The following is a 16,135-nucleotide window of genomic DNA, read 5'->3' as shown; positions in this document are numbered from 1 at the left end:
TTACGTCACACTGTGCTTAAAAGCGATATTTCCAATAGACGCCGCCATACAGACCTTCATAGCTTTGCAAAACGTCGCCCATCGTTCCTGTTTCGTTGTTAAACAAGTAATCCTCTTCTGAGTAGTCTTCATAACGAAGGTTAAGCTGCACGTTTTGATTTTCAGATACTTCATAGTCAGCGATGACTTCAAATCGATACGAGTTCGCCTCGTTATCAGGATATTGGTAACCACCAGATGTGGTTGAAGATTTACTGTCCGCTTGGCTGTAGCTGTAATCAAATGAGATAGAAAGTTTGTCGTCCAGCAGTCGCTCTTTACTCACACCAAAACCAATGGTTGTGATGTCATCTTTGAGCTTGGTGGTGTAGCGATTCCAGCCGACAACGTCAGAGTTTGCTTGTTGTTGCTCGGAGCGGATGATCTGTTGATTGTAAAAAACATGCCCGCTTAATCCGTCGAGTAAATTGAAGTTGAGGCTGAGGTCGTAGCCGTAATCTTCCCCTTCGCTTAAACCAATATCAGGTTTTGCATAGTCATCATTTCCGTACCAAAGTTCTGCAAGTAGCTGGACATCGTCTGTCATGTCATAACTGCCGTCGCCACGGAGCTCAATCCTCTCTTTGTCGGCTAAATAGTATTGGCGCAAATTAGGCGAGTCGTTGCTGTCGTCCTGCCAATCAGAGCCATCGCGGAAAGAGTAGGAGACTTTACCGCCTAATTGCCACGGACTGTTTGGCCTGTACTGAGCACCAACAAAAACGCGTTGTTCATCGGTACGTTTTCGGTCGGCATAGCTTCGCTCGTCTTGTTTGAAGTGATAACCCGCATTCACCTTCACATCAGACGCAACACGATGCGTTAACGTTGTTTCCAGTTTGGTTTTTGTGTGGTCGTATTTTTCTCTTGTAGAGCCGATGATGGTGTTTCTATCGGAGTTATCGTCTTTGTCTGAATAGTCAGCAGAAATGGCGAAAGCTGTGTCTCGCGAAAGCTTGTTGTGGTAATCCGCGCTCATTTGCCAAGTGTTGGTTTCGCCATGGAATGTATTGGAGTTAACGGGGGACTGCGGAAACGGATTTAACCCGCCTTCAGAAGACGTCTGTGACCAAAGTAAGCGGCCACTGAACGTTTGTTGATTCAACCGATAATTCCCTGTGACAGCAAACTGGTGAAAGTCGTTGTCAGGCTCATACGCGATGTGGTTGGCGTAAGGGTTGGTAATGCCGCCGTAATAGAGTGCGGACTTGTCATTGCGGAAAAACGAGCCGCGATACGCAATATCCACCAGCCAAAAATCTTCAATGTAGCTCACTCCTACTTGAGTATTTAAGGTTTCATGATCGACGGCTTTGGGTATGAATCCAGGCGCGTTGGCGTAACCCGGAATGGTCGATGAATAGAGCGAAGTTGTGCCTTCTTTACGTTCGTGCTTCATGGATGCATATGGCTTCCATGGCGTATGTGGTGTGTACTTGAGTTCTAACTTAAACGTCTCTCGCGTCACTGAGTTTTCATATTTCGATAGGTCACCACTAACGAGTGCATCTTCTCTTGGATGATACGCACTGAGTGAGGACTGATTCCAGAAATACGGAGTTTCACTGTAGCTGCCGAGGATACGTAATCCGTCGTACTGGCCTATTTCCCACTGCAGTAAGAAGCGTTGCAAACCAAGATCTTCGACGACGATTCGATTGTAGAATCCATCGTCTTCATATTGTTCGATATCGGCGTTTAGGCTAGCGTTAAAGTGCTTATTGTCAGAGTTTGTACCGTAAACGGGCGGATTCCAATTATAGAATCGAGAGGAACCGTCGTTGTTAAGGTAACCGACGCCCGCGCTGACTTCTCCACTCCATGTGCCGTCGCTGCTGCATTCACTGCACTGCCAGCGGCTAGTGTCGGCTGGCTGAGAACGTTGTAACGAATAATCGTTGGCGTGCGCTTGCGCAGCAAAAGCAAGGGAAATAGCGATGCACAGTTGAGATAGTTTCATGCCTCCCTCCTAATAACTTAATGTTTGACCACGTGGGTGGTTAGAGCCATGCACTTGATTGTGGCAGTTTAAACAACTTCCGCCGCGCACTCTCAAGTCGTTTTCAGGAATGGCTACGTTTGCATGTGGCACACGGTGACATTCCTGACATAGCATTGGCAGTCGTTTATTGAGCAGGGCTTTGTTCACTGAACCATGAGGTGTGTGGCAGGATGTGCAATCTTCAGTTACTGGCTCATGCTCCCATAAAAATGGGCCGCGTTTTTCCGCATGACACTCGTAACAAGCGTTATTGACGGTTGACCAGTTCAAGCTCGCTTCATTTAATGTCTGATGTGGATTGTGGCAGCTAGAACAAGTCATGACGCCGTCGATAATAGGATGACGACTGCGTTTGTGGATATCCGATTTGGTGCGGGAGTGACAATCGGTGCATTTGTCTGCTTGCATTTCGGCAACCATCATCGGATCGTCTTTTTGATGCAGTTGGTGACAGCTTGCACAAGACAGCCCTTCAAAAGCGTGCTCGCTACTATGCCAAGTCGAGCGTTTCGCATCTTGGTGACAAGATAAACACACGCTGTTTTGCTTTTCGGCCGGAACAGGGGAGTTTGGCCCAAAAGTGATCATCGGTTCACGAACTTGTCCTTTTCGTGGATTGCGTTCGTGATTGTTCGCTGGGCCATGGCATGCTTCACACCGTTTATCATTCATTGGCCCATGCAGGTTTGCGGACTTGCCATGAATGTTGTCGAAAATACCCGTAGCAGGTTTGTCTGATGTATCGTCATGGCAACGAAGGCAGCCATCTGGTCCGCGGCGTGAATATTTCCCCTCGGAAAACTTGGTGTCTAATATGGTTTCAATTTCTTCTTGAGTTAACGTCGCCGCCTCGGGTTCTGGCTTGGCGACATCTTCCGAACTGACGGTGAAGATGACGCCTAACCCAAGTATCCCAGCTACCAACCACCGCAGAAACATTGCTTTCATAGCTCTTCCTTTTCTTATCCTTAATTGTCAAAGCATTGTGTTCAATGACGAATTCAACGGTAGTCGTATACCTTGTGAACCTTATCTACCCCTTGTGACTGACCAATGGCATGGCAAGTCGCACATTGTTCGGAGCCCATGGCTTGTGCTGCTGTGTCTGCTCCAAATACCGCGCCGTGATTCAGCATATGGTTCAGAGGCGCATCTCCTGCCACAGTATCCGGGTCAGCATTAGCTAAAGATGACTCTAAGTGACACGCGCCACAGGCGACTAATGCAGGACTAAAGTATTTACCACTCGCAAGAGAAGGGCGCGTATTTTGTTGGCTAGGTAAGTTGTATTGAGCATTGGTATGGCAGGCCTCACAGTTGTTGACTGCGCCAGGGAAAGGCGCTTCACCGCTATGAGCGGAGCCAAAGGCATGGAATGAGTGCACGTGGTACTTCAGATCAGCCGCCATTCCAGGATAAAACGCAGAACGTTCAGAGTTATGGCAATTTTTACATTGTTGGAAGTCGGTGGCGGCATGTGGATGCTCACCGAGCTTATGGATAGTCAGCTCTTTGTGACAATCGTTACACGATGAAATGTCCGCGCCCACTGGCAGTTTGTGTTGCTTGTTGATGCCAGACACATCAAACGAGCCAGATGCGTTATTGGCGGCAATGACGAAAGGCGATTTGATAAGATCGATGCCTTCAAACGTGACGCATTCGGCGAGCTCGCCATCTCTACGGTTGGCACAAAGTGGCATGTCGGCGATGTTAACCGTCAACGTAGAGTTGGAGATTGGCTTAATCGCAGCGTCAGTGAAGTCTTTATGACACAAGAATAGGCCTTCTCCTTGAGCCTCACAGCCGTCACCAAGTGCGCCATCATCGGCGACGTTGAGACTGTTGTTTGCGACCATCGGGCCTTGGCCGTTATCCCAGTTCAGCAACAAATTGAGGTGCCCATGTTCATTAATGAAAGGGGTCAGTTCGTTGATGGATCCAATACCTGAGCCCGCTTTCGACACTCTTAGTTCAACCTCAAACTGGTCATCAATAAATCGAGCGCTTTCAACGTTGATTTCAAGCGAATCACGTGCCTTTGCAAGATTCTCTAAACGCATTACGTGAACCGTTTTAGCACTTCGGCTTGCGTCTTGGCCGATGATTGGATCTCCATTGTCATCTCGGTCATAAGGTCGGTGACAGCCCGAGCAGGAGTTTTGTGGCTCGCCGTTTCTTATCCAAGCCGTACCGATTTGGTTATCATGCGCGCCTCTGTCTCGGTACAAGTGACAGGTCTCACAGGCAACTTGGCTTGGGTGTTCAAACCAATTGTTGGCGTCTGATGCTTTCGCGACATCGGTTGAATGGCAGGTTGTACAGTTGCGGGCATCTTGCGGGAAAGGGTTGCCTTCAATGACTAAACCATTGATGTCGGTAACGAGCACGTCATTCTCGTCGACAGGCTGTTTGTAAGTATCGGTGTTATTTCTGTCGCTACCTAATTTGAAAACATTACCGTGGTATTGATGAACAACGGCAGCGAGAGGGCGTCTGGCTGGCGCAGCGCCAGGATTACTGTCATTGTGGCAAGCGGTACAAACGGCAATGTTGTTATCAATTGAGCGATAGCCCGGTCCATGATGAAGCGGTTCGCCCATATGACAGTTTTCACACGTGCCAGTTTCAATCACATTGCGGGAGACCACTGCATCTGAACTTTCTTGCGGCACCCATTCAAACACGTAGGTAAAACCGTTGCCTTGCTCGCCATACGCCATGACGATTCGGTGGAGTTTATCCGCATCCCAAGCGATAAAACCGTTGTTGCTAGAAGAGTCGGCAGTATAAGGATCGGACACTTTTAAAACGTCAGGAATGGCAAACGTGTAGCGATACCCTTCGTCTGTTTTTACTAGTGTTCCATCCCAAACACTCTCCATGCTGGCACGGTTATTTGTGGTATTACTTGAGTGATGGAAACTCTTCCAATAGGTATTGCCATGACGCCCATTGAAGGCAAAGGCTGGATCGCTCGAATTTTGTGTATCGACACGAGAGGGCATTGCTTTAAGAAGTGCGATGCGAAAGTCTTTCGTTTCGTCTAGCTCATGAGATCTGCCACTGCCGTCTTTGACGGTAAAATCGACCACCAGTTTGGTTTCTCCGGTTTCTTGAGTGACCAATGATGGCTCGGAAACACTGATTTCGAAATCACCAAGTGCAGGTGGTGATGTATTCTGATCGTTTTTGCTGTCTGGACCACATCCGGTGAGCAGTAAAATAAAAAATATTAATGTAGCGATCGACTTTAAACCGTTCATAGTCCCTCTCGATTCGTCCTAAAGTAAGTGGGATTGCGTTGGAATGGTTAAATATCTCAATAAGCAATTGATTGAAATATTAATTTTGTATTCAAGCCAAAAGCAAAATATCCATATTTACATCGCTTGAATAAATCGAAATACATGGCTTGTAAGAGTATAGACGCAATATGAAATATTATGAAAATAAACCGCTTTTTCTATGCGTGAATTTTGGGTTTTAAATTATTGTGTTTTTAAATCAATTATTTGTATTGAGGTTTGTTGTTCTTGAAGAGGTCGGTGCAGAAAAAGTAAGGGTATTGAACTACGCTACTTTAAATGGTTGACGGCTTAATATTTTTATCTTGGATATCGTTGGTTTTAAGTCGCGTTTATAAAATGATTTTCTTATCGTTTATTCGCTGTCTGGTTTTGATTAACAAAGATAATTACTACGGAGTCAGTCTAATATGCACCAACTAATTAAATTATCTCTAAAATTTTCCTCGGTGTTAGCCATTAGCTCAGTTTTGGCCTCCCACAGTTTAGCGTCACCAAGTGAGCTAATTTCACAACATGAATGTGAAGCTTGTCATGGGCCAAACGGTGTTAGCTCAGACACGAATATTCCGACCATCGCAGGGATTCCCGAGTTCAACTTTTTCGACCAGATGTTGCGTTACCTTGAGGGCAGACCCTCAGCTTCGGTTAATCACGTATACGGAGACACGAGCCAAAAAGGCGACATGGTGACGATAGTCACATCTTTATCTGAAGCGCAGATTGAAGAGTTAGCAAAACATTATGCTGGGCTTGAGTTTGTGCCTGCTAAGCAGTCTTTCGATCAAGCGTTAGCGATGAAAGGTAAGGCTATCCACGCGAAAAGTTGCGAGAACTGTCATTCGGATGGTGGCAGTAACGCTCTGGATGAAGCTTCGATTTTAGCTGGTCAGCAGAAGGGCTATCTCGCCACTACGTTACAGCAGTTTAAGCAAGGCAAACGCTCCGTTGATAAAAAAATGGATGAGGCGTTCAAAGGGCTTAGTGCCGATGATTTAAACGCGCTCGTAGAATACTATGCGAGTTATCGCTAGCGCTGCTTTGGGATGAACACCAATGAGTTTATGGCGTAAACCAAACAGAAAATGGATGCTCGGCATACCAATTGGTGGCTTATTGGCGTTTATCCTTGGTGGGGCGGCCCTCAGTGTTTTTCACTTTGGTATGGATTACACCAATCGCAACGAGTTTTGTTACAGTTGCCATATTGGGATGGATACGATAGTTGAGGAGTACCAAGCATCCCCACACTTCAAAAATGCTCAGGGTGTGATTGCCGCTACGTGCAGTGATTGTCATGTCCCTAGGGAGTTTTTTGCTAAAATCGCATTGAAAATAGGCGCTACAGCCGACATCTATCACAAACTGACTGGTGACATTACACTTGAGAATTTCGAGGCGGAGCATCGTCCGAGGTTGGCTGCTGAAGTCACACAGCAGTTTATCGAGAATAAATCAAAACAGTGTCGATATTGCCATTCTGTTGACAAGATGGATTTCGAAGCGCAAGGACGAACCGTTGCGCGTCGACATCAGATGATGGAAAGTCGAGAGCAATCGTGCATTGATTGCCATGCGGGGATTGCTCATCACCTGCCTATTTCTCTAGATTCTCCAGAGACTGTCCCACCTGAGGAGTAACACTGATACTTTCGGCTTCTTTCGCGATGGCTTTGACCATGCCTTTGAATATGAATAGATGGGCTGGCATCATGGCAAACCAGTAAAGCAGCCCGAGAAATCCCTGTGGGTGCCACCAAGCGGTGATATCCAGTTCTCGTTCATCACCATAGTCTTTGATGGTAATTTCTAAACGTCCAAGCCCTGGGCCTTTCATCCCAAAAAACAGTGAGAGGAACTGATCTTCCTCGCAGCGAATCACTTTCCAAGAGTCTATATAATCGCCGACTTTGAGCTCCGGCCCCGGAGGAGAAACGCGAATCGGTTTCCCACCACCAAAAAAGATGTCGAGCCATTCGCGTGTGCGCCACAAAATGTTGGCAAAGTAATAGCCTTTTTCACGACTCCCGATTTTTTGAGCCACTTTCCATAATGCCGCAGCAGAGGCTTGAGTTTTTATGCTCGCACCGGCTTGTTTAGGGTAGTAGCCATACCCCGGCTGCCATCGACGAAGTGCCGCTGGCTCAAAGCCCCAAACATTACTGCGCACAAACGTGCCTTCATCTTGGATGGTATCGGATACCGCTTGCTCGTAGCTGATCAGCGTTTGCGGAAATCGTGCTTCAATCGCTTTGGAATCGGCGATGTAGTCATGCTCTAACCCTGCGAGTAATGCTTTGCCGATGTTTGCTGGCACAGAGGTGACCAAACCGAGCCAGTACGATGCCATTTTGGGTGTAAGCAACGGTGTCGACCACAGCCGATAAGGCTTGTTGGTGATTCGGCAAATGATTTTAAATTGCTCGCGGTAGCTGAGTGTATCTGGCCCACCAACTTCATAAATTTGGCTTTCTTCTGGGGGTGATGCTTCGGCCAACTGCAATAAATAGTGATTGAGGTTGGGTAGGGCGATGGGGTTGGCTTTTGAGTCGACCCATTTAGGCGCAATCAAAATAGGTAAGTTGTAGACAAAATCTCGCATGATCTCGAAAGCGGCGGAGCCGGGACCAATGATGACGCCAGCACGTAACTCTGTCACCGGAACACCAGATTGTCGAATGATCTTTCCAGTGGCTTTACGAGCGGCTAAATGGCGCGAGTTTCCAGTTTGTGGCTGTATGGCACTTAAATAAATAACGTGTTTGACACGGCTTTGCTCCAATGCGTATTTAAAGTTCAAAGCAAGGTTCAATTCGTATTCAACAAAATCATCACCTTGTGCCATGCCGTGCACCAGAAAGAACACCAAATCAAAGTCATCAACTAATGAAAGTGTACTTTCTGCGTCCGCCAAGTCTAAGTAAGTCAGTGTGAGGTTGGGATGTGGGCTAGTCCTAGACTCCAAATAATCAATATGTCGAGATGTTGCGGTTACGCTGTAACCTTTGTCGAGCAGTTGAGGAAGAAGCTGAGAACCAATGTAACCAGAGGCACCTAATACCAACACCTTTTTCATTATCCGTCCTTTTATTGCTGGTGGAAAAATCACCGCTGGGTATAATCATGAGACACTTTTCCCATTCTATCAATAAGTTGTCGTTGGAGTGCTCGTGACTTTTCTATCTCAACTTTCAACTCACGCAGATAAAGCCTTTTTGCGTCGATTGTTCGCAATAGCACTTCCCATCACGCTGCAAAGCATTATGTTTTCCAGCCGAAGCCTAGTCGATGTATTGATGCTAGGGCAACTTGGTGAAGCCGAAATTGCCGCTGTGGGAGTCGCAGCTCGAGCGACGTTTGTTACCACCATCATGTTAGTTGGGGTGACCACGGGTGGCGCACTGCTTACCGCGCAGTACTGGGGAGCGGGAGACAAAATTGGTGTAAGACAAAGTACGTCGCTGACTTGGATGATTGCGATGGTGTTTGCCGCGCTGGCCGTTTGTTTATTCGTCTTTTTCCCGCAGCCAATCATGGGCTTGACCACGGACTCCCAAGAGGTGATTGAGCTTGGGTCAAGCTACTTGGTAATTTCATCAGCCAGTATGTTCGCAGTGGCGTGTGTTGCCAGTATGGCGGTGGGGTTACGTGCTATGCATCAACCAGGGTTGAGTACTTTCTTTAGCGGCATCGGTATTCTCTCTAACGTGTTTTTAAACTGGGTGTTGATTTTCGGTCACCTAGGCTTCCCTGCCCTTGGTATTACCGGTGCCGCAATTGCAACGGTGATCAGTGGAGCCATTGAAGTTGGTTGTTTATTTGGTTATTTGTGGTTGAAAAAACACATTATCGCCTTTGGTTGGTGCGATATTCGTGCCAGCTTAGTGTTGGACAAAATCACTCGTTTTCTTAGCTTATCTTTACCCACGACGTTCAACTTTCTCGCTTGGGCTGGAGGGCTGTTTGCTTACCACGCGATCATGGGACAAGCTGGCGTGCAAGGATTGGCAGCGTTGTCGGTGATGACGCCCGTTGAGTCGATTGCTCTCGCTATGATGATTGGCCTATCGAACGCGGCTGCGGTTTTAGTGGGTAACCAACTCGGCGCGAAAAACTTTGAACCTGTGTATTACCAAGCTTGGGCGACGGTAATCTTGAATGTCCTGATTGCTTTCGGTGTTGCGGTACTTCTATTTTTCACCAATAAGCTCATACTCGATGCGTTCAGTGCATTGAGCGCCGAGACTCGTCATTTGGCAGAGCAGTTCATGGTGATTCTGGCACTTGGTGTCATATTGCGCTCAGTGCCTATGATGGTCATTGTGGGGGGTCTTCGTGCTGGTGGAGATGTGAAATTCTGCCTGTATCAAGATGTGTTTGCTCAATGGATAATCGGTATTCCGCTCGCTGCGTTTGCAGCGATATATTTGGGGTGGGAACCACAGTGGGTGTATCTACTTTTCCTCACTGAAGAGGTAGTGAAGTGGTGTATCTGTTTGCCTCGAATGAAGAGCAAAAAATGGATGAAAAACTTAATTGAAAAGTAGCGATATTGAAGCTGGTTGAAGTTTCTAATAAATCTCGTTCATAGTTTGCTTATATTTCGCATTTTGCAGCCGTTTCAAGTTTTTTGCTTGCTATAGCTAGAAAAATTGCTGCAAAAATCTGCTTATAACGTCAACAAAATCTGTTGTAGAAAGTGAATCGAGTTGCATTTGTACTCTCATAGTGTGATCAAGCATTCAAAATACTTCCTACTAACAGGATTTTAGTGTAGATTCTGATCCCAATTTTTAAACACCATTTGAGCGGCAAAATCAATGTTAAAACTGTCAGACCTATGTAAAGGCTATGTAGACGGGGGAGAGTTTCATCCTGTGCTACAAGGGGCAGAATTAACATTACAGCAAGGTGAGCAAGTCGCTCTGATGGGGGAAAGTGGTTCTGGTAAAAGTACGTTGCTGAACGTCATTGCTGGTTTAGATACCGCCGATTCAGGCGAGGTTCAGTTTCCAAACTTTGCGATGCATGATGCTCCAGAACACTTAAGAACGCTCTACCGCCGCAACAATATTGGTAACATCTTCCAACAATTCAACCTTCTTCCTACTTTGAACATCGCCGATAACATCCGTTTTTGCCGTCAACTAAAAGGGTTACCGGAAGATAAAGGTCTCTGGCGTCAAATTCTTTCGGCTCTGGATCTCATGCCTTTATTAGGACGCTATCCAGAAGAAGTGTCGGGTGGCCAGCAACAACGTGCTGCGATTGCGCGCGCGTTGTACATGGAACCCAAAATTCTGCTTGCCGATGAACCAACGGGAAGTTTGGATGAGCGAAATGCGGAAGCGGTAATGCGTTTGCTGACCAGTCTTGCACGCCAATTGGACTGCACCTTGTTATTAGTGACGCACAGTGAGAAAGTTGCGGCACACATGGAAGGGAAAATTCGTCTTCAAGGAGGGCAACTGCATGTTATGGCCCGTAGTTAAGGCACTACTCGGTCATTACCGTCGTTACCCACTGCAAATTATTCTCGTCTGGTTAGGCTTAACGCTTGGTGTTTCGCTTCTCGTTGGTGTTACTTCTATCAACCAACATGCGAAGCAGAGTTACGAAACAGGTGAGAAGCTTTTCTCAAACCCTCTTCCTTACCGAATTCGTACCAAACATTCTGCAAATAAAATTCCTCAAGGGTTTTACATTCAGTTGCGCCGTGCTGGTTTCAACCAATGTTCGCCTTTTGACGTCCTTCATCTGGATGCCAAAACGGACATGAACTTGATGCTCGTTGGCATCGATCCTGTCGCAATGATCCCCCTTCAGCACGGCAAGTCACTTAATGAGATGCCCGTTCTCTCCTTGATGAAGCCGCCGTATCCGATCTTGATCAGTCAAGATTTGGCGTCTTACATGAACTGGCAAGACGGCGACTTTATTGAGTTGAATGACGGCAGTCGTCTTGGCCCTGTCCAAGTGGATCAAAACAAGCTCTTATCAGGTACACGTTTAGTTACCGACATTTCTTTATTAAGAATGTTGAAGCGAAGCTCGGGCCTTTCAGCGATTTCATGTGGCGAGATGCCAGAAGAAAAACTGATCGCATTAAAAAACATACTGCCAAATGGCATGACCTTGGTACGAAACACTCGTACTGAGCTTGAATCTTTGACCAAAGCATTCCACATGAACCTAACCGCGATGGGGATGTTGTCGTTTTTGGTTGGACTGTTCATCTTCTATCAAGCGATGTCATTGTCTTTTATTCAGCGTCAGCGATTAGTCGGCATTTTGCGTCAAACCGGTGTGAATGGAACCCAATTGGCGCAAGCGCTATTACTTGAGCTCTCGATCCTCGTTTTGGTCGCTTGGGCTTGCGGTAACTTCTTTGGACTCATGTTGGCGAACGAGTTGATCCCTGCAGTATCTTCCAGTTTGAGCGATCTATATGACGCCAACGTTGGCCTTACTATCGGTTGGTCGTGGCAGTCGAGTTTATACAGTTTGATTATGTCGGCGATGGGCGCTTTGATTTCCTGTTTGTGGCCACTGATTCGATTGTTGAAATCGCAACCAATTCGTTTGTCTTCGCGTTTATCGTTAATGCGCTTTGCTGGAAGAGAGTTTTCTTGGCAAGCATTGGCGGCATGTGCTTTCTGTGTAGCCGCGGTTGCGGTTTACCAAGCACCTAAAACGCAAGAGACGGGTTTTGCCATTATCGCATTGATGTTGGTGAGTGTGGCTCTATTCATGCCATTTTTGATGTGGCACATGTTCCAAAGCTTCTCATACACGTTACGCTGGGTTCGTGTGCGTTGGTTCTTTGCTGATGCGGCGGCAAGCATGAGCTATCGTGGTGTCGCAACGATGGCGTTTATGTTGGCACTCGCTGCTAATATTGGTGTTGAGACCATGGTGGGTAGCTTTAGAGACACCACTGACAAATGGTTAAGCCAACGCTTGGCCGCAGATATCTATATTTATCCAACAAACAACTCGGCTGGGCGAATGAGCGCATGGTTACAAGATCAGCCAGAAGTTGAATCGGTTTGGTGGCGCTGGGAAAAAGATGTTCCTACCGAGCATGGCGCGTTGCAAGTGGTCAGCACAGGCCCTTCTGAAGGGGAGCTAGATTCGCTAACGGTTAAGCTGGGTGTTCCAAACTACTGGTATCAGCTGCATCAAACTAAGAGCTTGATGGTCAGTGAATCTATGGCTCTCAAACTGGATATTCGTCCGGGCGATTACATTGATCTGCAAGCGCCACTGGGTGAAGGTTGGCAAGTCGTGGGTGTGTACTACGATTATGGCAACCCATACAACCAAGTGATGATGTCACACCGAAACTGGCTTTATGCGTTTGCCGGAACGGGTAACGTAGGGTTAGGCGTATTGCTGAAAGACAGCGTGAATGGAGAAGGGTTGAAGAATCGTTTAGAAAATGTCTTCCGATTGCCACAAGACCGCGTATTCGACAACAGCAATATCTACAATCAAGCCATGAGAGTATTTGATCACACGTTCGCCATCGCTGGCACGCTAGGCAACATTACTCTTATCATTGCTGTATTTGGTCTTTTCTTTGCAACCCTAGCAGGAGAACTCTCTCGTCAAAGACACTTCTCGCTGCTGAGATGCATGGGTGTTTCTGGCAAAGAGCTGGTTGCCCTAGGGGGCTTGCAACTGTTCGCCTTTGGTGCCATTTCTGCGATTATAGCAGTACCGTTAGGATTGGCCTTGGCCCACCTAATTGTTGATATCATCATTAAACAATCTTTTGGTTGGTCACTCGAACTGCAAACCATTCCTTGGGAATATGCACAAACTATCGCTTGGGCAATGCTCGCGATTATGATCGCCGGGGCGTTACCCGTAATTCGAATGATTAAGAGTACGCCAATGAAGTCGTTGAGGGATGCGTTGTAGTGGAAAAACAAAACTCTAAAAAACGCGTTTTTGCTTCGATGCTGATCGTAGTCGTTTTTGCCATGTTGACTGGAGCGACGTTGTATTCAACGTTTTGGCTAGAGCCTACTGCTACCCAAGAAAACGAAATCAATTCGGTACTGACGCGAGAAAATAAAACCATTTTTGAGCCGGTTTTACCGGACGAGCATGTCTCATTGCCTTCAGACTTTCGCTTCCATCCTGAATATCAACATGAATGGTGGAACTACTTTGCAAAGCTGCAAGATAAGCAAGGTCGCACTTACAACGTGCAGTGGAGCTATTTTCGCGTCGCCACCGATGAACGAGAAACCAGCGGTTGGCAAAACCCGCAACTGTACATTTCACATGTTGTCGTGAGCCATGGTTCGCATGTGTGGAAAGAACAGCGTGTTGCGCGCGGTGGTATTGGTCAAGCTGGCATGACAAACCGACCATTCCGTTTATGGATAGATAACTGGACTTGGCGCTCATTAGGCTCTACACCATTTCCAGGCAACCTCAATGTTACAACGGACACATTCGGACTCGAACTGAATACCATGACAAGCGGGCCGTTTGTGGTAAATGGAGACAAAGGCTTTCAAGTTAAACATGCACTGCAATCTGTGGCGTCGTTTAGCTTTAGCGCACCGTTTCTTAATGTAAAAGGTAGGTTGAACTTAAATGGTCGCCTCATCCCCGTAACAGGCTCAGCCTGGACGCAAAAAGAATGGGGCAGTGGCTTAATCGGCCAAGGCCAACAAGGTTGGGATTGGTTTGTCTTTAACTTGGATGATGGACGTGCGTTAACGGTTAGCCGTTACCGTCACCACGGTCAGACGCCTCATATTTTCGGTACGCTATCGACCCGTTCGGGAAAAGTGGTCAATCTATCAGAGAAAGAGGTCTCGATTACGCCAATGCAGGTAACAAGCCTGTCGAATGGCAGACGTTTACCATTGCAATGGATCATCAATGTACCTGAACACAAAATTAATTTGACGACTCGTATCATAAAATCCGATATGTGGTTGCCATTTGTTATCCCTTACTGGGAAGGTCCAATCTTGGCTTCTGGCTCCAACGAAGCGTGGGGCTTTATGCAGCTCACCGGCTACTAAAATCTATCGAAAGCCACTTAGTAAAGTGGCTTTTTTGTGTCTGAAGCACGTTAGTTCTGTCTAAAAAATCACAGACTTACCGTGAAGTGAGACATCATCTTATGCTACTTTAATAACGATCTTGGTTAATAACTGGATAGACAAGAGGAGGCGAGAAGGCTTACTTCGTCTCAATAGTTTGTTGAAAAATACGATGAGTAATGAAGATAACCTCGGAAAAATCGAAGTTTATACTCTGAACAAGCGATTATTCTAAAATTTTCTGCAGCTATACACTCTTATCATTCTTTGTTAATCGTTTATTAAGATAATAAATATAAGGACGAAACCATGAACGATGTCATCCGTGACTTTTTCAAAATGGAATCCGCAGGTGGTATTCTTCTCGTGATTGCAGCGGCAATTGCGATGACCATTGCAAACTCACCACTGGGCGAAACTTATCAATCTCTACTGCATACTTATGTATTTGGTATGTCTGTTTCTCATTGGATCAACGACGGCCTGATGGCTGTGTTCTTCCTACTTATTGGCCTTGAAGTAAAGCGCGAGCTGCTTGAAGGCGCGCTAAAATCGAAAGAAACTGCCATCTTCCCTGCAATTGCTGCGGTCGGTGGTATGTTGGCTCCGGCACTTATTTACGTTGCTTTTAATGCAAATGACCCTGAAGCGATCTTTGGTTGGGCAATTCCTGCGGCGACAGACATTGCATTTGCTCTGGGTATCATGGCGTTACTTGGTAAGCGCGTACCAGTGAGTCTAAAAGTATTTTTGTTGGCTCTTGCGATCATTGACGACTTAGGTGTTGTAGTCATCATTGCTCTGTTCTACACCGGTGATCTTTCTTCAATGGCATTGCTTGTCGGCTTCGTCATGACAGGTGTACTGTTCATGCTGAACGCGAAAGAAGTCACCAAGCTAACACCGTACATGATTGTAGGTGCTATTTTGTGGTTTGCTGTACTTAAGTCTGGTGTGCACGCAACATTGGCAGGTGTAGTGATCGGTTTCGCGATTCCGCTGAAAGGAAAGCAGGGCGAACACTCTCCACTGAAACACATGGAGCATGCTCTTCACCCTTATGTTGCATTTGGTATTCTTCCTCTGTTTGCATTTGCGAACGCAGGTATCTCGCTAGAAGGCGTATCGATGTCTGGCCTAACTTCAATGCTGCCTCTAGGTATTGCACTAGGTCTATTGATTGGTAAACCTCTAGGCATCTTTAGCTTTAGCTGGGCAGCTGTGAAACTGGGCGTTGCGAAGCTACCAGAGGGTATAAACTTCAAGCATATCTTCGCGGTATCAGTGTTGTGTGGTATTGGCTTTACGATGTCGATCTTTATCTCTTCACTGGCGTTCGGTAATGTAAGCCCTGAGTTTGATACATACGCTCGATTAGGTATTTTGATGGGCTCAACTACTGCGGCGGTACTTGGTTACGCTCTACTGCATTTCTCATTACCAAAGAAAGCGCAAGACTAACTTCGTATTTAACTGATTTTTAACTCAAAGCCTCCCACTTGGGAGGCTTTTTGTTTTTGAAGAGCGTTAGATTAAGCCTGATCGACAGGCGAAAAAAAGCCCAGCCGAAAAGTTGACTGGGCGGATACAAACATAGGAGTTAATAAGAAAAAAGCAGCAACGTAACAATTAGATTGAAACAAGTTTGACGGCCAGTGAAACTTTAAATGCCCTAGTTGTTACATCTATTCAGACCGAGCTATTTCAGAACAGTT

General features: G+C 46.5%; 11 protein-coding genes. 7 read left to right on the top strand and 4 right to left on the bottom strand.

Annotation, left to right across the window (positions count from 1 at the left end):
• Positions 1 to 16 precede the first annotated feature (16 nt).
• The 3 genes from ACF8CV_RS14690 to ACF8CV_RS14680 are packed head-to-tail and all read right to left on the bottom strand — an operon-like array spanning position 17 to position 5,307.
• Entirely contained in the window at positions 17 to 1,999 is a 1,983-nt protein-coding gene (locus ACF8CV_RS14690) for an MtrB/PioB family decaheme-associated outer membrane protein (protein ID WP_208871022.1), read from the bottom strand.
• 9 nt (positions 2,000 to 2,008) lie between these two features.
• A complete protein-coding gene (locus ACF8CV_RS14685; RefSeq protein ID WP_208871021.1) occupies positions 2,009 to 2,989 on the bottom strand; it encodes a DmsE family decaheme c-type cytochrome in 981 nt (326 codons plus the stop codon).
• Positions 2,990 to 3,042: 53 nt separating this feature from the next.
• Positions 3,043 to 5,307, bottom strand: coding sequence for an OmcA/MtrC family decaheme c-type cytochrome (locus tag ACF8CV_RS14680; protein ID WP_023585474.1), 2,265 nt, complete (start codon positions 5,305 to 5,307; stop codon positions 3,043 to 3,045).
• Positions 5,308 to 5,759: 452 nt separating this feature from the next.
• Here ACF8CV_RS14680 and ACF8CV_RS14675 point away from each other — a divergent pair, with 452 nt between their 5' ends.
• Together ACF8CV_RS14675 and ACF8CV_RS14670 are read left to right on the top strand one after the other, a co-directional pair.
• On the top strand, positions 5,760 to 6,383 hold the full coding sequence (locus tag ACF8CV_RS14675; RefSeq protein ID WP_023585475.1) for a c-type cytochrome: 624 nt from the start codon (positions 5,760 to 5,762) through the stop codon (positions 6,381 to 6,383).
• 22 nt (positions 6,384 to 6,405) lie between these two features.
• Positions 6,406 to 6,990, top strand: coding sequence for a NapC/NirT family cytochrome c (locus ACF8CV_RS14670; protein WP_023585476.1), 585 nt, complete (start codon positions 6,406 to 6,408; stop codon positions 6,988 to 6,990).
• Here the strand turns inward: ACF8CV_RS14670 and ACF8CV_RS14665 are convergent.
• The gene (locus tag ACF8CV_RS14665; RefSeq protein WP_208871020.1) at positions 6,947 to 8,425 is read right to left on the bottom strand and encodes a DUF2867 domain-containing protein; all 1,479 of its coding nucleotides are present in this window, start codon (positions 8,423 to 8,425) and stop codon (positions 6,947 to 6,949) included. The two genes, ACF8CV_RS14670 and ACF8CV_RS14665, sit on opposite strands and share 44 nt — an antisense overlap.
• 94 nt (positions 8,426 to 8,519) lie before the next feature.
• Here ACF8CV_RS14665 and ACF8CV_RS14660 point away from each other — a divergent pair, with 94 nt between their 5' ends.
• From ACF8CV_RS14660 to nhaA, 5 genes are all read left to right on the top strand, one after another.
• The gene (locus tag ACF8CV_RS14660; RefSeq protein ID WP_023584323.1) at positions 8,520 to 9,896 is read left to right on the top strand and encodes an MATE family efflux transporter; all 1,377 of its coding nucleotides are present in this window, start codon (positions 8,520 to 8,522) and stop codon (positions 9,894 to 9,896) included.
• 273 nt (positions 9,897 to 10,169) lie between these two features.
• A complete protein-coding gene (locus ACF8CV_RS14655) occupies positions 10,170 to 10,841 on the top strand; it encodes an ABC transporter ATP-binding protein (protein ID WP_005462397.1) in 672 nt (223 codons plus the stop codon).
• On the top strand, positions 10,822 to 13,275 hold the full coding sequence (locus tag ACF8CV_RS14650) for an ABC transporter permease (protein WP_208871019.1): 2,454 nt from the start codon (positions 10,822 to 10,824) through the stop codon (positions 13,273 to 13,275). Before ACF8CV_RS14655 ends, ACF8CV_RS14650 begins: the two co-directional genes overlap by 20 nt.
• A 38-nt stretch (positions 13,276 to 13,313) precedes the next feature.
• The gene (locus tag ACF8CV_RS14645; protein WP_208871031.1) at positions 13,314 to 14,399 is read left to right on the top strand and encodes a lipocalin-like domain-containing protein; all 1,086 of its coding nucleotides are present in this window, start codon (positions 13,314 to 13,316) and stop codon (positions 14,397 to 14,399) included.
• Positions 14,400 to 14,729: 330 nt separating this feature from the next.
• Positions 14,730 to 15,881: a Na+/H+ antiporter NhaA gene (gene nhaA, locus ACF8CV_RS14640; protein WP_208871018.1), complete on the top strand. Its 1,152-nt coding sequence runs from the start codon at positions 14,730 to 14,732 to the stop codon at positions 15,879 to 15,881.
• The last annotated feature ends 254 nt before the right edge of the window (positions 15,882 to 16,135 follow it).

The organism is Vibrio sp. zbq_1 (assembly GCF_043102935.1).
Classification (GTDB): Bacteria; Pseudomonadota; Gammaproteobacteria; order Enterobacterales; family Vibrionaceae; genus Vibrio; species Vibrio parahaemolyticus.
This window is presented reverse-complemented; position numbering and strand designations above follow the sequence as displayed.